Genomic DNA, 19,523 nt, shown 5'->3' on the forward strand with positions numbered 1-19,523 from the left:
CCATGGCAGATCAAGTGCTTTCTTCACCCGGCGTGCCCAAAGCCCGGCCCGCGGCGTTCAGGCGGCTGCGCTTTTTCAGCTACCTGCTGCCCTGTGTGGTGCTGGGCCTGGCGCTGGCCGCCGCCTGGTATTTCTGGGAGCGCGAGCGCCGGGAGATCGAGCTGGTGCTGCAGGGCGAGTTCGATGCGCGGGTGCGCGAGACCACCAGCCTTTTCCGCGAGCGCATGCTGGCCTATGAGCAGGCGCTGCGCGCCACGCACGGCCTGTTCGCCACCTCCGACCAGGTGCAGCGCGGCGACTTCCAGTCTTTTGTCGCCAACCTGCGCATCCAGAACCACCCGGGCCTGCAGGGCATGGGTTTCGCGCTCATCGTGCCGCCCAGCGAGCGTGAGCGCCACATCGCCGCGGTGCGCAGCCAGGGCTTCCCGGCCTACACGGTGCAAGCACCCGGCGACAGCGGCGCCAGCACCTCGGCGCTGTACTTCGAGCCCACCGGCTCTTCCTTCCTGAGCACGCTGGGCACGGACTATTTCGCCGAGCCCTCGCGCAGGCCCGCGATGGAGGCCGCGCGCGACAGCGGCGGCATCGCGGTCTCCAACAAGGTCAAGCTGCCCGAGGAGGACGCGGCCCAGGTCCAGGCCGGCTACCGCATGTATTTGCCGGTCTATAAAAACGGCAAACCGCAGGGCACGCTGGCCGAGCGCCGCGCGAACATCGTGGGCTGGATTTACGCCGCCTTCAGCATGGACGGCCTGATGGACAACATCCTGGGCGAGCGCGCCAACATCACCGTCGAGGTCTACGACGGCGCGGGGCAGGACGATGACCAGCTGATAGACACCTACAGCGACCGCGTGGGCGGCGAGTCGGCCGTCAAGCTGTTTTACGCGACGCAGCAGGTGGAGGTGGGCGGCTACGGCTGGACGCTGACGGCGCGCTCCCTGCCCAATTTCACCACCGCCATCGCCATCAGCAAGCTGCAGCTGGTGGCCCGCCTGGGCGCCGCGGCCAGCGTGATGCTGGCACTGCTGACCTGGGTTTTGCTGCGCCGGCGCCTGCGCGCGCTCAGCGCCGCCGAAAGCCTGCGCAGCGCCAAGGAGCATGCCGAAGCGGCCAGCCGCGCGAAGTCGCAGTTCCTGGCGGTCGCCAGTCATGACCTGCGCCAGCCCATACAGGCGCTGAGCCTGTTTGTCGCCACGCTGCAGGCCATGGCCGGGCGCGCACAGATCCCCGGCGCGGAAGTGAGCCACATCGCGCAGCGCTTGCAGCTGGCGCTCAACGGGCTGGGCCGGCTGCTCAACGGCCTGTTTGATTTGTCGCGGCTGGACAGCGGCACGGTGGAGGTGGCGCGGCGGCCGGTGGAGGTGGCGCAATTGCTGGCGGAACTCAACAACGCCTTCGTCGGACCGGCCGGGGCCAAGGGCCTGGGCTTCAAGGTCTTTGCGCCGCGTGGCCTCTGGGTCGACACCGACCCGCTGGTGTTCGCGCGTGTGCTGTCCAACCTGGTCGCCAACGCGGTGCGCTACACCGAGCAGGGCCGCATCCTGGTCGGATGCAGGCCGCGCGGCCAGACGCTGGAATTTCAGGTGTTCGACACCGGCATAGGCATCGCCGACGAGGAACGCGCACGCATCTTCGGCGAGTTCTACCAGGTGCCCAATGTGGCGCGCGACCGCGAGCACGGCCTGGGCCTGGGCCTGGCCATTGTGTTGCGCTCGGTGCGCTTGCTGGGCGGGCAGGTCGGTGTGCGCTCCACACCCGGCAAGGGCTCGGTGTTTTCCGTCACGCTGCCGCGCGCGGCGGCGCCCGAGCTCGCGACCACGGTCCCCGCTGACCTGCGCGACCATTTCACCGGCAGCGTGCTGGTGGTTGACGACGACCCCGAGGTGCGCGAGTCCATGCAGCGCCTGCTGGCCGAATGGGGCCACCCGGTGCGTGTGGCCGCCACGCTGGGGGAGGCGATCAACGCCGCGGCCGATCTGGCGGACTCGCTGGCACTGGTGCTTACGGATTACCACCTGGGCAATGGCGTCACCGGCACCGAGATCGTCGAGGCGGTGGAGCGCCGCCTGGGCCGGCAGGTGTCCGCCGTCATCATCACCGGCGATACTTCCGCCGAAACGCTTGCCGAGGCGGCCCGCAACGGCTTGCGCCTGCTCTACAAGCCGGTGGAGCCGCGCGTGCTGGCCGCGTTGATGAAAAGCATTCAATGAGCATCACCATGACATCCATCCTCTCCACCCTCTCCACCCCCTCCACCATCGCGACCACCAGGATCCTTCTTGCGGAAGACCATGTGCTGATGCGCGACGGCCTGAAGATGCTGCTGGGCACCCAGACCGGCTTTGAGGTGGTCGCGGAAACCGGCGACGGCAATGCGGTCGAGGCGCTGGTGCGGCAATTCAAGCCCCAGCTCCTGCTGCTGGACCTGGGCCTGCCAGGCCAGCACGGCGTGAAGATCGCCGCCAGCATCAAGGCCGAGCTGGGCGAAGCCGTCAAGGTCCTGGTGCTCACCGGCGACCTGCAGGCAGACTCCGTCAGGCAGGCGCTGGCAGCAGGCGCCGACGGCTATGTGCACAAGAGCGAAGACAGCGCCGAGCTGCTGCAGGCCGTGCACGCCGTGCTGGCCGGGCGGCAATATGTGAGCCGCAATATCGCCGCGGCCTTTTCACCACGCGCCCAATTGGTGGACTACGCCGGAGACAAGCTGGTCGCGACACCTCGGGAACGGGAGATCATGTCGCTGGTGGCGCGCGGCCTGAGCAACCGCGAGATCGCCGAGTTGCTGGCGATCAGTGTGCTGACAGTACGGACGCATCGGCAGAACTTGATGGAGAAGTTTTCTTTGCGGAATGCGGCGGAGATTACTGCCTATGCGGTGCAGAGGGGCTATTACGTTCCGGCGTGATCTGCCGGGTCTTGCTCCGGCAGACCCCCTTCAGTGCGGCGTGTAATAGCCGCGCCGCACAGCACAGGCGGTGATCTCGGCTGCGTTGTGCAGCCGGAATTTTTCCATCAGATTTTGCCGGTGGGTGCGCACCGTGAGCACGCTGATGGCCAGCAGCTTGGCGATCTCGCGGTTGCCCAGGCCGTGCGCCACCAGCGACATGATCTCGCGCTGGCGCGGCGTGGCCGTCTGCGCTTCACCGGCCCTCTCCATGCGAAGGGAGCGCGGCAAAAAGACCGCCGCGATGCCGCGGCTGACATGCTGGCGGCCGGCCAGCACGGCGTGCACCGCGCACAGCAACTCGTCGCCGTCCTCGCTTTTGTGCGCATAGCCGTCGGCATCCGCCAATAGCGCCCGCCTGAGGATAGCGGGCTGCAGCTCGCCGGTCAGCAGCAACACCTTGACGGCACCGCCGAAGCCGGCCTTGATGGCGGACGCAATCTCCAGGCCATGCGTGCCGGGAAGATCCATGTCCAGCAGCACCAGCTGGGGCAACAGCCGGTGCACCAGCGCCTGCACGGCCTCACCGTCGCCGGTCTCGGCAACGACCTCGAAACTGTCCTGGCCGGACAAGAGCATCCTGAGGCCGTCACGCATCAGCGCGTCGCCTCCGGCAAGCAAGACGGTGGTGGGACAGCAGTTCAATCCAGCTTCTCCAGGCCTGGGCAACAAGGACACGGCCCGGCGCCGGACTTGATGACTGCCCTACTGTGGCAAAGGGCCGCTGAACTGTCTGTCCCCAGTTCTGGTGACACTGCGGCAAGCCCCCACCCTAGCCTCCCCCAGCGGGGGAGGGAGCAAGAGCTGCATGTACTCCTTCCCCTCTGGGGGAAGGTTGGGACGGGGGGCCAGCGGCCCTCAAAAACGGCGCGGCCTATTCGGCTTTGTCCTGCCCCTCGGCCTCGGCAGCAGCCGTATTCAGCGCCTTGATAAGCGCGGCGTCATCCAGCACCTTCGATTCACTGTCGATGCTGTTGCCCATGAGTTTGTCCGTGCCGGCAATGGTGTTGAGCGCGGTCATATAAGCCCCCTCCAGCGCCGCGCCCACGCCGGGAGAAGGCGTCGTCGGTGAAGGTGCGGGGGACGGCACACCCATCACCGTCAAGGTGCCGCTGGTATAGGCGATGCTGTAACCCAGGGCCGATGCCAGCGTGCCCTGCGTAATCGCATGTGTGGGGCCGGTCGCGGCGGCGCCTGTGGGCGCCGACAAGGCGCCGCTCAGCGCGCTGGCCGCGGTGTCGCCCGCCACCAGGCCGCTGTTGACGGTGTAGGTAAGAGCGGGGTCGACGCCGCCGTATGCCTTGCTCTGGTTGTCGCCGCTCACATTGAGCGTAGGCACAAAGCTGTAGACAAAGCGGTTGCCGCTCAGCGAAGTCATGGAGGCGTCTGACGGCAGGTTGCCCGCATAGGTACGGCCAAAGGCGTTGCCGGTGGAAACCAGGCCGCCCAGGGTGCTGGCAACAGGACTGGTCGAATAGACAAGGAAGCGGCCCGCTCCTGGGTTGAGCGCGCCGGCGCCCGCGTTGTTCACAAAGTTGCGCCCGGCGGCCAGCACCAGCGAATCGTTGGCCGCGCTGCCGGAGCTCACGCTGTTGTTCAAGGTGAGGTCGCTGGCCGCGCCGGTGGTACGCACCAGCACCTTGCCACTGGCGCTAAGGCCTGCTGTGTTGACCGTGCCGACAGCCAGGGCACCGGCCTGCGAGTACTCGGCATTGCCGGTGTTGCCCGCCAGCGTCGTCACCGCATTGCCTGCGTTGTTAAGGGTGTGCGTGCCGGTGCCCAGCAGCTCCAGGCCGATGGCGGTGATGGCCGCGGTTTGAGTGCTGGTGCCGGCGGTGTTCAGCGTGAGTTCGCTGGCCGTCAGCGCGCCATTGATGGCGATGTTGCCGGCGGTCGTGGTCAGCTTGAGCTTGTCCTGCGCATTGCCGAAGGCGTTGTCGACCGTGATGCCGGCGGCGGATGAAACGCTGACCGTCTGGACGGACCCGGCATCGGTGCTGATGCTGAGGTTGCTGCTGCTCAACGCATTGGCAGCGGTGAGGTTGATGTCGCCCGCGGCGGCCGTGGTCGCCAGGGTTTGCAAGCCCGTCACGTTGGTGCCCAGCATGATGCCGTTCAGAGCGGTCGCGTTGAGCGTGGCGGCGGTGATGTTGTTGGCCGCGCCATTGGCATCAAGGATGGCTCCGAGCGCGGAGCTGAGGGTGACCGAGCTGCCGGACACCGTCTTGACCGCCAGGTCGAAGGCAGCGGTGACGTTCACCGCGCCCGTTGCACTGACGTTTTCCAGGGTGCCGCCGTAGGCCAGGTCCAGGTTGACCTGTGAACCGGCGCCGCTCGCCACCGCAACGACCGGGCCGGTCGTGTAAATGGTGATGGGGCGGGCGGTGCTGGCGCCTATGCTGCCGTTGCCCGCCTCCAGGTAGACCGAGCCACCAAAGAGGGGATTGATGTTGGTCTGGACAGTTTGCGTACTGATGCCGCCCGTGGCCACCATGCTGAAGCCGGCGGTGCCCGCAGTCGTACCCGTGGCGTTGCTCAAAAAAGGCATGTAGGAGCCCACCATCAAGATATTGCCCGTGTTGGCGATATCGACGCGGCCGGCGCTGTTGAGGCCGCCCTGGAAGCTGGCGGTGGCGGCGGTGTTGCGAAGGGTGATGTCGCCCGATGTGCCGTTGCTAAGGCTGTCGAAATTCTGGATCTGGTTGCCTGCGTTGGCCAGCGTCATGCCTCCAGTGCTTCTGGCCTGCAAGGTGTTCGCGACGATGGCCTGGGTTTGCGACAGGGCGCCGCGGCTGGTCAGCGCAACAAGACCGGTGCCGGACTGGGTGATACCGGCCGTTCCGTCTACTGTCCCCACAGACAGCGCAGAGTTGGAGCCAACCTGGAAATTGCCCGTGCCGTAGGCGCGCCCGCTGACCTGGCTGATCTGGTTGATAGCGTTGGCCAGAATGACGCTTCGTGCATCGGCTTTCAGGTTGGCGACGGTGAAGGCCGTCGGCCCCGTCTGGCTGATCGCGCCCGTGATGTTGTTGTTGATCAGGCTCAGGGTCGGCGAGCTGGCCAGGTTGATATCGCCCCCGGTGTTGCCGATCACGATGCCGCCGGTGTTGATGGTGCTTCCGATCACGATCCCCGAAGCGGTGATCCGGTTGAGCTCGCCATTGCTCAGGTTCATGGCGGCGGTTTCAGACGCCCCGCCAAGCGTGATCGCCCGGAAGCTGCTGTTCGTATTGATCGTCACCCTGCCCGCGCCCGCGTTGACGGCACTGCCGATGTTGACACGGTCACCGCGCAGCGCGATGTCCCCGCCCCCGCTGTTGATGCCGGTGCCGTTGATGTTCAGGTCAAAGTTGGTGGCCGGCGAGGCCGGCGCCATACCCGACCCGAGCAGCGACATGGCCGCGCCGTTGGAGTTGATGCTGCCGCCGGTCAGGCTCAGGCCCTGGGAACCGGCGGCGTGTACCACCGCCGAATTCCCGCGGCCGTCCATGCTGATCGCACCGGTCGAGCTGAGGCTGCCGCCCGCCATGGAGATGCCCGTGAACGTTGCCGTTGTCGAGAGGCCCACCCCAGCACCTGAAACGGAGAGCCCGCCCGTGCCCGCGATCAGGTCGGCGCCGGCATCGACCAGGATGCCGATACCGGTCGTGCCATCGTCCATATCAGCGAGGCCGTCGAGCAAGATGCGACTGGCCGCGCCGGACTGCAGCTTGCCTTTGGCAATGATGCCCTTGGTATCCGCGGCGGCGGCGAGGGCACTGAGCATCTGGCCCCTGACCTCCACGTTGCCGCCGGTGCTGGACACCTCGGAGCCGGTGCCCAGCTCAACGGCGACGCTGTGGGCCGTCGAAGTGGTGTGTGCGTTGCCGGTCACGGCGATGTTGCCCGTACCCGTGACCTTGGCCAGTGAGTCCAGCCGCACCCCGCGGGCCGCCTGGGCAATGATGGTGCCCCAGCCCGACTCGCCGATGATGGTGACGGTGCCGGCGCCGCCTGCGACGTTGGAGTTGGCGATGGCCACGCCTGCCGCCGCGCCGCTGGCGGCGACAGCAGCGGCGCCGCCGCTCTTGAGCTTGCCGGTGATGTTGATGGTGCCGCTGCCAGTGGTACTGACATTGGTCTGTGTGGCCCCGCTGTTGACCAGCTCGACCGCGTGATTGCCTGAATTGGCATTGGACGCATCGATGCTGATGTTTCCGCTGCTGGTCAGGCTGCTGCCCGCCAGCTTGATGGCTGAATTGGCGCTGTTGATGTTGGCATTGCCGCTGATGAAGGTGGCACGGTCCAGCAACACACCGTACTGCGCCGTGTCCGCCGTGATGCCGTTGATGGTCAGCGTGCCGGTGCCGGCGTTCACCGTGCTCTGGGACACCAGCACGCCCGAGTTTCCGGCCTGGCCCGCCCCGGTCAGCGAGATCGCCCCTCCGGCAGTCTGCACAACCGCGTTGCTGATATCCAGCGCGCCGGCGGAGTTGACGGTGATCGTGCCGGCGCCGCCCGTCACGGCCAGCCCGGAACTCTTGATGGACTGGGACGCCGAGGCTGTATTCACGTTAATCGTGCCGCCGCCTGAGACCTTGAAGGTCAGGGCGGTGCCGTCCCCGCTGCCCGTGAGGTCTATGCCGGTGCCGCTTGCCCCGGTGGTCTTGATGATGAGGTTCAGGCCACTGGGCATTTCCACATCGGCATTGGAGAAGTTGCCCGTCACGTTGATCGAGTCCGTGGCCTGGATGGTCATGTCGGAACCCGCGGCTTCAAGCGTGTCCTCGTAAATGGTGTTGGCCGCCGCACCTGAACCGCTCGCAATGGTCATCGTGGCCGGGTCCAGCAGCCAGTTGCCGTTCTTGCCTTGCGGCGCCCGCGTATTGACCCTGAAGCCCGGCAGGATCTTGAAGTTCGCGGCACTGGTTTCGATGAAACCGCCGTCACCGCCATCGGGGGCGCTGGCATCCAGCATGCCGCCGATATTGACCATGCCGTGTTCCATGTCGCCGATCAGCATGATGCGGCCGGCCTTGTTGGCAAGGGTCTTCGCTTCAATGATGCCGGTGTTGTTCACCGTGGCGGAGGTCAGGCTGTCGAGCGCTTTCGCGCCGAGCAGCACCTGCCCGCCGTTGGCCTGGATCAGCTGTTTGTTCTCCGCCAGCGCGTTGATCGCGCCCTGGTCAATGCTGTAACCCAGCAGGCTGCCGTTGTCGAGGTTCAGCGTGACCTTGTTGCCGGCCGCGAGCAATGCAGTGCCCAGCGAGGCGGTCATCACACCCTCATTGCGCACTTCGGGCGCCAGCAGCGCCAGGTAGCCGCCCTGCCCTGCGTTCAGCGTGCCCTGATTCACCACCGAGCCGCCGGAGCCCGTGAACACGTTGTTGCCGGCCATGAAGTCGGCATTGCTCATGTTCAAGGTCGATGCGACAAGGCCGCCGACATTGACCTGGGAGCCGGCGCCAAACAACACACCGTTCGGGTTCAGGATAAACACCTGGCCGTTGGCCGTGAGGCTGCCGAGCAGCTCGCTGGGGCTGCTGCCGGTGATGCGGTTCAGTGCAATCGCCCGCGCGTTGGGCTGGTTGAATACCAAAGCCTCATTGGCACGGGTGGACAGTGAAGTCCAGTCAATCGCCAGCCTCTGCGTCGCCTGGTTGATCGTGGTGACGTTGCCCGCGGTGGCGACGGTGCCTGCGCCGGCGACGACGGCCGCATTGGCCGCATCTGCAGCGTGCGCCTGCGGAACCATAAGGATGAGAGAAGACAGAACACCAAGAGCCGCCTTGCAGACGGCGTTAAGCGTGAACCCGCTACCACCTTCGCCTCCATGCCTGCCATCACCTTGATGAACCGAACTGCAATCCACACTTGAGCGAACCGAGCCGCCCTTGCTTTTGCCTCTGGCGTTCTCAGCCACAGCCACCCACAGGCTCAGGGCGGTGTTCCAGACGAGGCGGTAAATACGGTTCATGCTGGCGTGGCTTTTCATGGAAGCTTTCGTTGACGGGCGGGACTTGCAGCGAACCAGGTTGCTCGCCAATCAGTCGGGCCAGCGCCCCCGGCTGTTGTGGAACGCCTGCCTGACCGGCCGTCATCGTACGAAACACGAAAGCCGCTGTCTGTCGCACATATTCGCTACACCCAGATATCTTCAGGGGCCCCTCCCGGACACAATATTGGACCCGAGACCAGCAGAAATGGGCACCAATAGCTATCAAAACAATAGCACATGGATCGTCCGGGTGGCATGGTCACCGGCACCGACGGGACAGCGAACAGGCTTTGCCGGTGACCAGCCACCGGTTACCGGCTTGCATGTAGAACAAACAATCTACACAAATAGCGAGTCGTGCGACCGAAACCGTCGCAAAATGTCGCCTGATGAATGCACCGCCCGCTGAACAAGACCTGCCCGTAATCCACGTCGCCATCGTCGAGGACGATCCGAGCTTTCGCGGGGCGTTGAGTCGCGTGGTGCAGGGCGCTTCTGACATGCGCCTGGTGGGCGCGGCGGGCACCCGCGCCGAAGGCTTGCAGATGCTCAAGCAACCGCCGGCCGATGTGCTGCTGGTTGATTTGGGCCTGCCCGATGGCTCGGGCATCGACGTGATCCGCGCGGCTTCCCAGCAGTGGCCGGGTTGCAGCATCATGGTGAGTACCAATTTTGGCGACGAGACGCATGTGATGCAGTCGATCGAATCCGGCGCTGCCGGCTACCTGCTGAAAGACAGCTCACCGCTGAAGATGGTGGCCGAGATCCGCAGCCTGGCCAGCGGCGGCAGCCCGATCAGCCCCATCATCGCCCGGCAGGTGCTGGCGCGCTTTCGCCGCAGCACCGCAGCGGGCGCCGGCACGACGCCCGCCGATATCGACGCGTCCTCGTTGCTGTCGGCGCGTGAAAAGGAAGTGCTGGACTACATCACCAAAGGTTTCACCGCGGTGGAAATTGCCAGGCTGATGGAGTTGTCGCCCTTCACGGTGCGCACTTTTGTGCGGCGCATCTACAGCAAACTCAAGGTCACCTCCAAGGCGGAAGCGATCTACGAAGCCAGGCACCAGGGCATTCTGTCGCAGTAGTTGCCCGTGCGCATGCCCTTTCATAACCACCGGCTCCTGCGTTTTTTGCCCCGCGTAGCGCTGCTGGCAGCAGCCGCGGTGCTGACGGGTCTTGTCGCCTGTGGCTCTGCGGACACCCGCTCGGGTGCTTCCCCCAGCGCAGCGGCCCTGCATCTCACCCAGGCTGACTGGCAGGTGCAAACCGATGCGGGCTTCACCTCGCCACCGCTCACCCTCGACGGCCAAACCCTGCTGGACCACTGGCAACCCGTTGCGCTGCCGCACGCCTTGCCCGTCTCGGTGCTGGGACAGGCCCGGGCTGCAGCATCCGCCGGCGCGGCGCCCGTCACACGCACCAGCTGGTTTCGACTGACCGTGCCGCCGGTCCCGGCATCGTCCGCGCCGCTGGCGCTGTATGCGGCCCGCGTGCGCACCGACGGCACCCTCGCGGTGTATGCCGACGGCCACCTGATACACACCGCGCAGCAGCAAGGCCCCTTATGGAACAGCCCGCACACGCCGCTGTGGGTGCTGCTGGAGAAATCACCGGACGGCCGGCTGCCGCACGAGATCACGCTGCGCATCGAGCACACGGCGGCGACCCAAGTGGCGCTGTCGTCACTGTGGCTGGGCCCGGTGGATGCCATCAGCTGGCGCTACCACGGCCGCCAATGGCTGCAGCAGGAATTGCCGGGCATGTTCAGCTCGGCTTTCCTCGCGGTCGGCATCTTCGCCCTGCTGGTGTGGCTGCGGCGCCGGCATGAGACGGGCTACCTGCTGTTTTTTGTGCTCGCGGTCATGTCCTTCATTCGGGGCCTGCATTTTTATGTGAACTACCCGATTGCCAACGACTGGTTTGCCTGGTTCACCGTCAACTCGCTGTTCTGGCTGGTCACAGTGGTGCACTTTTCAATCGGCCTGCTACACCGACACCAGCAACCGTGGCTGACGCGGGCGCTGATCATCGTGTCCGTGCTGATGGCCCTGCTGACCCTGCCCCTATGGCCGGCCCTGCCCAACACGCCGAGGACCACACCACTGCTGTATGCGGTGACCGCACTGATGGGCGTGAGCGTCAGCGCGGCGGGCGTCATCAACGCCTGGGGGCGCTCGCGCGACGCCATGGTGGTGGCCGTCGGGACGGTGCTGGCCACGCTCTTCAGCGCGACCGACTGGTTGGTACAGAACAATGTCATCAGCCCCGAAAGTTGGTACATGGGCCCGCATACCAACGCGATCACCTTCAGCGTCTTCGGTTACGTGATGTACCGCCGTTACACCGGCGCCATTGCGGAGGTCGAGCAGGTCAACGCCAGCCTGGCCGAGCGCCTGCGGGCGCGCGAAGCCGAGCTTGAAGCCAGCCACCGCAGCCTGCGCGAGATCGCCCAGCAGCAGATGCTAAGCCACGAACGCCAGCGCATGATGCAGGACATGCACGACGGCTTGGGCTCGACGCTGATCAGCGCCATCCGCTCCGTCGAAGTCGGCGGCATGAGCGACGAACGCGTGAAGCAGACTCTCAAGGACTGCATGGACGACCTGAAGCTCGCCATCGACTCGATGGAGCCGGTTGAAGCCGACCTGTTGCTGCTGCTGGCCACACTGCGTTTCCGGCTCGAGCCCCGGCTGGAAGGCACCGGCATCACGCTGCTCTGGGAAGTTCAGGAACTCCCCGCGCTGGACTGGCTGGACCCTTCAAGCGCGCTGCACATTTTGCGCATCCTGCAGGAGGCTTTCGCCAACATCCTCAAGCACGCCCAGGCCAGCGAAATACGCGTGGCCACCAGCGCGGCCGACGGCTGGGTCAGCGTCAGTATTACCGACAACGGCAAGGGCTTCGCGGTTGACCAGGCGCTGCAAAGCGGCGGCAAAGGTTTGTCCAACCAGCAGCGCCGCGCCCGGGCCATAAGCGGCGAGGTGAACTGGGAATCTTCAGCCAGCGGCACACGGCTGACCTTGCGCCTGCCGGAAAAGCGCCCCGCAACCATGTGATTCCGCCGATTGCAACAAAAGCGTTAACACCGTCATCCGCGCGATACGCTGTTGTCCCTCTTTCCTGCGACAAGGCCGGAATTTCGCGCCGCAAGGCATCCAAACTGTCCCTAGATATGGGGACACGCAGCAGCCCGCCCTTGAAGCACAATGGCGATATTTCCGGCCGTCCGCTTCCCATCCTGCGGGCGGGACGTCCAGGCATGCACAAGGCATGCGCCAACGCAGGAACCGATATGCAGCCCAGTCCAGCCCCGTCCCCCATCCACGTGGCGCTCGTGGAGGATGACGTCCTTTTCCAGAACGCCATCGTGACCGCCATCTCGGCTTCGCCCGACATACGCCTGATGAGCCTGGCCAGCACGCGCGCGCAAGGCCTGCAGTCGCTGCAGGGCGCGCCCGCCGATGTGCTGCTGGTGGACCTGGGCCTGCCTGATGGTTCGGGCATCGACGTGATACGCGCGGCGCACGCGCAATGGCCGACCTGCGCGGTGATGGTGTGCACGGCTTTCGGCGACGAGGCCCATGTGCTGCAGTCCATAGAGGCCGGCGCATCGGGCTACCTGCTCAAGGACAGCGAGCCCGAGAATATGCTGCACGAGATCCGCAGCCTGCACGGCGGCGGCAGCCCGATCAGCCCGCTGATCGCCCGGCAGATCCTGATGCGCTTTCGCGCCGCGCCCCCGGTGGCGCCGGCTGCCGCGCCGGCCCCGGCCGCCGGCGAGCAGGCCGTGCTGTCCAGCCGTGAAAAAGAAGTGCTGGAACTCATCACCAAAGGCTTTACCGCCGACGAGATCGCCCGGCTGATGCAGGTCTCGCAGCACACGGTGCAGACCTATGTGCGGCGCATTTACAGCAAGCTCAATGTGAATTCGCGGGCCGAAGCGATTTATGAAGCCAGGAACCAGGGCATTCTGGCGGCCTGAGCTGCGCGGGGCCGTGCTTCGCTGGCTGCTGCTGTGCGCCTGGGTGCTGGCCTGCGGCCCCTCCGCCTGGGCCGCGGGGACTGTCGTGCACTACACAAAGGCCGAAATGCTGCGCGAAGAAGCGACCAGCTTCAAGCCGCTGGCGGCCACGGTTGACGACAGCGCCCTGCCCGGAAGCTGGACCCAGGTGGCATTGCCGCGCGTGATTGAAACACCGGCGGCTTCGGACACCGGCAAACGGCCGGTGGTCACCACCTGGCTGCGCATACACCTTGATGAGCTGCAGGGCAGCAAAAGCCCCACGCACTTCTACCTGATACGCTGGCTCGCGGCCGGCCAGATCGCGGTGTATGCCGACGGCCGGCTGCGCTACCGTTCCACCGGCAGCCCGGTCTGGAACCTCTTCAGCCACCCCGCGCTGTTGCTGCCGCTGAACCTGACCGCCGACAGCCCGCCGCCAAAAACCCTGCTGATACGACTGGACAGCCTGCCCTCGCCCGAGGCCGGGATTTCCTCCTTCTATGCCGGCGACTCCGACAGCCTGGTCGAAATGGCCGGCAGGCGCGACTGGCTGGCCAACCAGCTGCCCTTTATGTGCAGCGCCGCCTTCCTCGCGGTGGGGCTTTTTTCGCTGGCGGTCTGGGTGGTGCGCCGCCAGCCCGCCAGCCTTTACCTGTTCGCCATGGCGGTGCTGAATGCCACGCGCCGCTGGCATTTCCAGCTCGGCCCCGAAAAACTCATCGTCAGCGACGCCTGGTTCATCTGGCTGACTCTCAACGCCCTGATGTGGCAGTCGCTGGTCACCCACTATTTCCTGCAGTTCCTGCACGGCCGCGCCATGCCCCGGACCAGCCGCGTGATGCTGGCGATGGCCGTGGTGTTTTCCATCGTCACGCTGCCCTTTGCCTCCGTCTTCCCCAGCCTGCTGGCGCTGCGGCCCTATGCCCACCTGCTGCTGATCAGCATGGCCACGGTCATCGCGGTCATCGGGCTGTGGCATTCATGGCGCAGCCGCTCGCTGGACGCGAAGATGCTGTCGACCGCCTTTTTGGTCAACTATGTGTTCGGCGTCTACGACTGGGCCCGCCTCAAGTACGTGGTCGACCTGGAAAGCTACTACCTCACGCCTTACGCGGCCATGCTGCTGTTCGGCGTGTTTGTGGTGATCATGTTCCGCCAGTATGTGGGCGCCCTGGCCACCGTGGAGCAGCTCAATACCGGGCTGGAAGAAAGCCTCAAGAACCGCGAGACCGAACTCGCGGCGAGCTATGAAAGGCTGCGCGAGGTCGAGCAGCGCGAGGTGCTGAGCCAGGAGCGCCAGCGCCTCACACAGGACATGCACGACGGCCTGGGCTCCTCGCTGGTCAGCGCGCTGCGCGTGGTGGAAGCCGGCCGGCTAGGCGAAGCCGATGTGGCCGAGGTCCTCAAGGGCTGCATAGACGACCTCAAGCTGACCATAGACTCGATGGAGCCGGTGGAGGCCGACCTGCTGCTCTTGCTGGCCACGCTGCGCTTTCGCCTGGGGCCGCGCCTGGCGGGCGCCGGCATCTCGCTGCGCTGGGAGGTTTCCGACGTGCCGCCGCTGGACTGGCTGAACCCGCGCAACGCGCTGCACATACTGCGCATCTTGCAGGAAGCCTTCACCAACACCCTCAAGCACACCCGCGCCACGCAGATCAGGGTGATGACGGGTGCCGAAAACGGTTATGTCAGCGTCATCATCGCCGACAACGGCGGCGGTTTTTCCATCAGCGAGGCGCTGGCCGGCGGCGGCAAGGGCCTGGCCAACCAGCAGCGCCGCGCCCAGGCCATAGGCGCGGAGCTCTTGCTGCACTCCTCGGCCGCGGGCACCACGCTGACGCTCAAGCTGCCGGAAAAGCGCCCCTAGCGGGCAAAGGCTTTACGTGTGCGGCCCACAGGCGCTTTACACCGCGTCTTCATAATCGCGGGATAGCCCTTAGCACCCACACGCCGCCATGAACTTTTTTTTGCGATCAAGCATTCTTTCCGCCCTGCTGTGCGGCGCCCTCGCGCAGGCCCAGCCCGCCGCCCCCAGCCCCGCAACAACCCATCCGATTGTGGGCACCTGGAGCTGGACCCTGCCCGGCAAGACCTGCACCGAAACCTGGCAATACCGCGCCGACGGCAGGCGCCTGGGCACCAGCGGCGAGGAAGTCACCCAGGGCGACTACCAGGTGCCGGCCAAGCCCACGACGACGGGCTTTTACCCGCTGACCGAAACCGTAACCAGCAGCAACGGCAAGCGCGACTGCTCGGGCGACCTGCATGCGGACGGTGACGAAAGCGTGATCCGCTTTATCCAGTTCAGCCCCAAACAGGACCAGTTCATCGTCTGCAAGGCCGCTTCGCTGGAGGCCTGTTTCGGGCCGCTCAAGCGCGTTCAATGACGTGCTAGTGTTTAACGGTCGCTGATCAACGATTGCAGAACGCCGGGCGTGAAGTGCTCGCCTATGTAGTCTGCCAGCCCGTCAAACACCGAGTCCAGCGTGGGCACGGCCGCGCCGAACAAGGCCTTGAGCACGCGCGGGTCCTCAAACAGGCCGTGCAAATACAGGCCCAGCACATTGCCGGCCTGGTTCTGCCAGGCGAGACCCTCGGCCATCACCGCATGCGCGATATCACCGGCCGCCGCCATGGCCGAATGCGGCACGGTCTGGCCGTGGTGGATTTCATAACCTTGCACACCCACGCCCGACAAGCCGGCCCACGGCCCTTGCAACGGCGTGAACACGGCCTGCCGGTGCCGCACGGTCTTGGCTTGGTCAAACACCGTGACCACCGGCAGCAGGCCCAGGCCGGGCGCATTGCCGTCTATGCCGTGCGGGTCTATCAGCGCCTCGCCCAGCATCTGCAGGCCGCCGCAAATGCCCAGCACCACGCCGCCGCGGCCGGCGTGCGCGGCCACGGCCTGGTCCAGCCCCTGCGCGCGCAGCCAGGCCAGGTCACCGCTGGTGTGCTTGGAGCCGGGCAATATGACCCAGTCAGCGCCCATAAGATCGGCCGGGCTGCGCACCCACTTGAGGCGCAAGCCGGGCACGTTTTTGAGCGGCTGGAATTCGTCGAGGTTGCTGATGCGCGGATAAGCGATCACCGCAACGGTTCGGGTCACGGCGCCGCTGGCCACGCTGCGGTCATCAAACACACCGTCCTCCTCGGGCAGGCCGTGCTGCCACCACATCGGCAAGGTGGCCACCGTGGGCACACCCGTCATGTCCTGCAGCATTTGCGGGCCGGGCGCCAGCAGTCTGGCATCGCCCCGGAATTTGTTGAGCACAAAACCCTTGATGCTGCGCCGCTCGGCCTCGTCCAGCAAAGCCCAGGTGCCGTAGAGATGGGCGAAGGCACCTCCGCGGTCTATATCGGTCACCAGCAGGCAGGATGCATGGGCGTGCTGCGCGGCGCGCATATTGACGATGTCGCTGGCCTTGAGGTTGATCTCGGCGGGCGAGCCCGCGCCCTCCATTACCACCACGTCGTTCTCGGCGATCAATTCGTCAAGCGCCTGCGAAACCACGGGCCAGACCGAGGCGCTGCGGCCGCGCCACTCCATGCGCGAGAGCTCGGCATTGACCTGGCCCATCAGCACGACCTGGCTTTGGGTGTCTTTTTCGGGCTTGAGCAGCAAGGGGTTCATGCGCACGTCGGGCACGGCCCTCGCGGCCAGGGCCTGGAAGTATTGGGCGCTGCCTATTTCACCTTCAGACACCACTCTTGCGTTGTTGCTCATGTTCTGCGCCTTGAAGGGCGCGACCTTGAGCCCCTGGCGCGCGTAGTAGCGGCACAGCGCCGTGGTCAGCCAGCTTTTGCCGGCGCCGCTGGTGGTGCCCAGCACCATCACACTTTTTGCGCTCATGAACGGGTTTGAGAAGAGAGTTGTTGCCATGCATTGTGCAGCGCATCCTGCACGGCGGGCGGCTGCACGCCCAGGCGCACATGGCCGGGCAGGCCAAAGGAGGTGGTGTCACGCAGCTTGATGCCCTGGGTGCGCAGTGCGGCCAGTGCCTCTTGCAGGCTGAGGCCTTCAGGCAAGACCGGCTGCGCGCAGAAAAAATTCGCCTCGCTGGGCAGGCAGTGCCAGCCCAGGGATTCGCAGACTGTGATTTGCCTGGCTTTCCATTCGCGCAGGGTCTTGAGGCTGGCGGCCAGCCATTCCTGCGCCTCCCCATCGGTCCAGGCCTGCAGCATGGCCTCGCCATGTGCGCCCACGGGCCAGGAGGGACACAGCTGCTCCAGCGCGGCGGCGCTGCCCTCCTGTCCCAGCGGTGCAATCGCATAGGCGGCGCGCACGCCCGTCAGGCCCAGCGCCTTGTTGGGCGTCCAGAGCTGCCAGACGCTGTTGAGTTGCCGCTTCGTTAATGTGGGCACGGCGCTGAGCCGCAAGGGTTCGTAAGCACGGTCCAGCACCAGCAACGCCTGTTCCTGGCGGCCATCGGCCAGCGCGCTCAAACCATCCTGCGCGGCCCCGAGCGGGCTGGAAGGTTCGCAGGCCCAGAGCAGTTGCGCATCGCGGGGCTTGTGGGTGATGGCAAGCCCATGCGCGGCAGCCGCCTGCGCATAGTCGCCATAACTGAGGGGCGGCAGCCAGACGGCGCGCGCACCCTGCCCGGCCGCCAGGGCTGTGATGCGAAAAATGAATTCGCTGGCGCTCGCGGCCGGCAACACACGCGCCTCGTCCACCGCATGAAAGGCAGCCAGCCGCGCGCGCAAGGCCGTGTAGCCGGCATCGGGATAACGTGTGGCATCGGCCTGCCGCACGGCGGCCAGCGCCGCGGGGCATGGCCCGCAGGCATTGCTGTTGGTAGAAAAGTCATGCAGCGGCACGCCCAGGCCGTCGGGCCCGCCGTGGATGCGCGATGGCTTGGCGCTCATACCGCCGCCATCGCCACCAGCAGCATCGCTGCCATGGCAAGAAAGACCTGCGCAAACACCGCCTGGGCGGCCAGGCCCTGGGCCAGCGCGGTGTCCGCCGCCTCGGGCGGCCGTCCCCGGGGATTCAGCGTGTAGACGCCCGGCTTGCCCAGCGAAACACCGAGCGCCAGCGCCATGGCCGCCATGGGCCAGCCGCTGTTGGGCGACGGTGTCCTGCGCGCTTCGCGGCACAGGGCATGAAAAGGCAGGCCGCGTGAGGCCAGTGCCAGCAGCAAGGCCGTGAGGCGCGCCGGCAGCCAGGACAACACGTCGTCCGCGCGCGCCGCCCATTTGCCGGCCCACTCCCAGTTCTTGCCGCGATAGACGCCGCGATAGCCCCACATGGCATCGGCCGTGTTGGCAAAGCGGTAGACGGCGGCACCCGGCAGGCCCAGCAGCACAAACCAGAAGATGGGCGCGACCACCGAGTCATTGAGGTTTTCGGCCAGCGATTCAATCGCGCTTTCGCGCACCTGGCTGGCGCTGAGCTGCGTAGTGTCGCGGCTCACCAGCCACGAGAGGCGCTCGCGCCCGGCCTCCAGCGACTGGCCCAGCGCGAGCTCCACCGCGCCGACTTCTTCGCGCAGCATGCGCCAGGACAGCATGCACTTGAGCAGCCAGGCCATCAGCACCACCAGCAGCGTGGTGTCGATGGCAGCCTGCCAGGCCGGCGCCGCGGCATAGCCGGCCAGTTGCCAGAACACCAGCGCCTGCGCGCCCCAGGCGATGGCGCAGACCAGGGCCGCGCCCAGCCACCAGGCCAGCGCGCCCAGCACAAATGCCGCCGGCGGCGCGCGGCGCACCGTCACGCTACCGCAGGCTTTGAGGTAATTGCCCATCCAGACCACCGGATGGACGGGCGAAGGCGGCTCGCCCATGTACTTGTCTATCCACAGCGCCAGGCCCAGGGCCAGCACCATGCAGCCGGCGACATAAGGCAGGCTGTGCAAAAGGTAGAGGCCGGTCCAGGCCATCATGGCGCTTCTTGGGATTCTTGGGAGGAAGGCGCGGCGCCCCAGAGGTCCTCAAACACCATGTCGGCCAGCGGCGCGCGGCGCGCCCACTTTTCGGCCTGCAGCATGGGCTGCTCGTAAAAGGCCTGCACCGGCCCCAGGCACAGCACGGCCACCGGCTTGCTGCCTTCGGGCATGCGCAAAAGCGCGGCCAGCTGTTGCGGCTCGAACATGGAGACCCAGCCCATGCCCAGCCCTTCGGCGCGGGCCGCAAGCCAGAGGTTCTGGATGGCGCAGGCCGCCGAGGCCAGGTCCATCTCGGGCAGGGTACGGCGGCCGAACACATGCTGCTCGCGCCCCGGCGGCAAGGCCACCACCAGCACCTCGGCGGCGTCCAGCACGCCCTGCACCTTGAGCTTCATGAACTCGTCTTCGCGCTCGCCCAGGGCTTTGGCCGTGAGCACACGTTCCTGCTCAACCAGCGCATGAACATCCTCGCGCAAGGGCCGGCTGCGCACGCGGATAAAACGCCAGGGCTGCATAAAACCCACGCTGGGCGCATGGTGCGCGGCCGACAGCAGGCGCTGCAGCAGCTCGTCGGCCACCGTGCCGCCGCTGAAGTGGCGCATGTCGCGCCGCTCGTGGATGGCCCGGTACACCGCCTGCCTTTCGGCGGCGCTGAAGGCGTGAGCGGGCACGGCCAGATCGACCGGGCCTGCCCCGACGGTGGACACA

The 19,523-nt window shown here is 66.2% G+C and carries 13 protein-coding genes and 1 pseudogene; 7 read left to right on the top strand and 7 right to left on the bottom strand.

The features are described 5' to 3' along the window. Positions 1-2: 2 nt before the first annotated feature. Both AC1DUN_RS18205 and AC1DUN_RS18210 read left to right on the top strand, forming a co-directional pair. On the top strand, positions 3-2,213 hold the full coding sequence (locus tag AC1DUN_RS18205; RefSeq protein ID WP_477715199.1) for a CHASE domain-containing protein: 2,211 nt from the start codon (positions 3-5) through the stop codon (positions 2,211-2,213). A gap of 8 nt (positions 2,214-2,221) precedes the next feature. After that, positions 2,222-2,908: a response regulator gene (locus AC1DUN_RS18210; RefSeq protein ID WP_477715200.1), complete on the top strand. Its 687-nt coding sequence runs from the start codon at positions 2,222-2,224 to the stop codon at positions 2,906-2,908. A gap of 30 nt (positions 2,909-2,938) precedes the next feature. Here AC1DUN_RS18210 and AC1DUN_RS18215 read toward each other — a convergent pair whose 3' ends face one another. The 3 genes and pseudogenes from AC1DUN_RS18215 to AC1DUN_RS18225 all read right to left on the bottom strand — a co-directional run. Beyond that, positions 2,939-3,592, bottom strand: a complete 654-nt coding sequence (locus AC1DUN_RS18215) for a response regulator (RefSeq protein ID WP_477715201.1) — start codon at positions 3,590-3,592, stop codon at positions 2,939-2,941. Positions 3,593-3,821: 229 nt separating this feature from the next. Next, positions 3,822-8,681: a beta strand repeat-containing protein gene (locus AC1DUN_RS18220; protein WP_477715324.1), complete on the bottom strand. Its 4,860-nt coding sequence runs from the start codon at positions 8,679-8,681 to the stop codon at positions 3,822-3,824. A gap of 126 nt (positions 8,682-8,807) precedes the next feature. Continuing rightward, positions 8,808-8,921 (bottom strand): annotated as a pseudogene (locus tag AC1DUN_RS18225) (ESPR domain-containing protein); the annotation flags it as partial. A 392-nt stretch (positions 8,922-9,313) separates the two neighbouring features. Here AC1DUN_RS18225 and AC1DUN_RS18230 point away from each other — a divergent pair. The 5 genes from AC1DUN_RS18230 (at position 9,314) to AC1DUN_RS18250 (ending at position 15,314) form a co-directional block, all read left to right on the top strand. Beyond that, on the top strand, positions 9,314-10,009 hold the full coding sequence (locus tag AC1DUN_RS18230) for a response regulator (RefSeq protein WP_477715202.1): 696 nt from the start codon (positions 9,314-9,316) through the stop codon (positions 10,007-10,009). Positions 10,010-10,045: 36 nt separating this feature from the next. Further along, positions 10,046-11,980 (top strand): sensor histidine kinase, encoded by a 1,935-nt coding sequence (locus tag AC1DUN_RS18235; RefSeq protein ID WP_477715325.1) that lies wholly within the window; start codon positions 10,046-10,048, stop codon positions 11,978-11,980. A 236-nt stretch (positions 11,981-12,216) separates the two neighbouring features. Beyond that, positions 12,217-12,906: a response regulator transcription factor gene (locus AC1DUN_RS18240; protein WP_477715203.1), complete on the top strand. Its 690-nt coding sequence runs from the start codon at positions 12,217-12,219 to the stop codon at positions 12,904-12,906. Next, positions 12,872-14,794 (top strand): sensor histidine kinase, encoded by a 1,923-nt coding sequence (locus AC1DUN_RS18245; RefSeq protein WP_477715204.1) that lies wholly within the window; start codon positions 12,872-12,874, stop codon positions 14,792-14,794. The genes AC1DUN_RS18240 and AC1DUN_RS18245 overlap by 35 nt, the downstream gene beginning before the upstream one ends. An 88-nt stretch (positions 14,795-14,882) precedes the next feature. Then, positions 14,883-15,314, top strand: coding sequence for a hypothetical protein (locus AC1DUN_RS18250; RefSeq protein ID WP_477715205.1), 432 nt, complete (start codon positions 14,883-14,885; stop codon positions 15,312-15,314). An 11-nt stretch (positions 15,315-15,325) separates the two neighbouring features. Here the strand turns inward: AC1DUN_RS18250 and AC1DUN_RS18255 are convergent, their stop codons facing one another. From AC1DUN_RS18255 to bluB, 4 genes are read right to left on the bottom strand one after another with little or no spacing between them, the layout of a single operon-like run. Continuing rightward, entirely contained in the window at positions 15,326-16,780 is a 1,455-nt protein-coding gene (locus AC1DUN_RS18255) for a cobyric acid synthase (RefSeq protein WP_477715206.1), read from the bottom strand. Continuing rightward, positions 16,777-17,796 carry an aminotransferase class I/II-fold pyridoxal phosphate-dependent enzyme gene (locus tag AC1DUN_RS18260; RefSeq protein ID WP_477715207.1) on the bottom strand — a complete coding sequence of 340 codons (1,020 nt, stop codon included), beginning with the start codon at positions 17,794-17,796 and terminating at the stop codon, positions 16,777-16,779. The genes AC1DUN_RS18255 and AC1DUN_RS18260 overlap by 4 nt, the downstream gene beginning before the upstream one ends. Further along, positions 17,793-18,812, bottom strand: a complete 1,020-nt coding sequence (gene cbiB / locus AC1DUN_RS18265; RefSeq protein WP_477715208.1) for an adenosylcobinamide-phosphate synthase CbiB — start codon at positions 18,810-18,812, stop codon at positions 17,793-17,795. The genes AC1DUN_RS18260 and cbiB overlap by 4 nt, the downstream gene beginning before the upstream one ends. Then, complete coding sequence (bluB, locus tag AC1DUN_RS18270; RefSeq protein ID WP_477715209.1) at positions 18,809-19,486, bottom strand: 5,6-dimethylbenzimidazole synthase; 678 nt, start codon at positions 19,484-19,486, stop codon at positions 18,809-18,811. The genes cbiB and bluB overlap by 4 nt, the downstream gene beginning before the upstream one ends. Positions 19,487-19,523 lie beyond the last annotated feature (37 nt).

The organism is Polaromonas sp. P4_F6 (assembly GCF_056401275.1).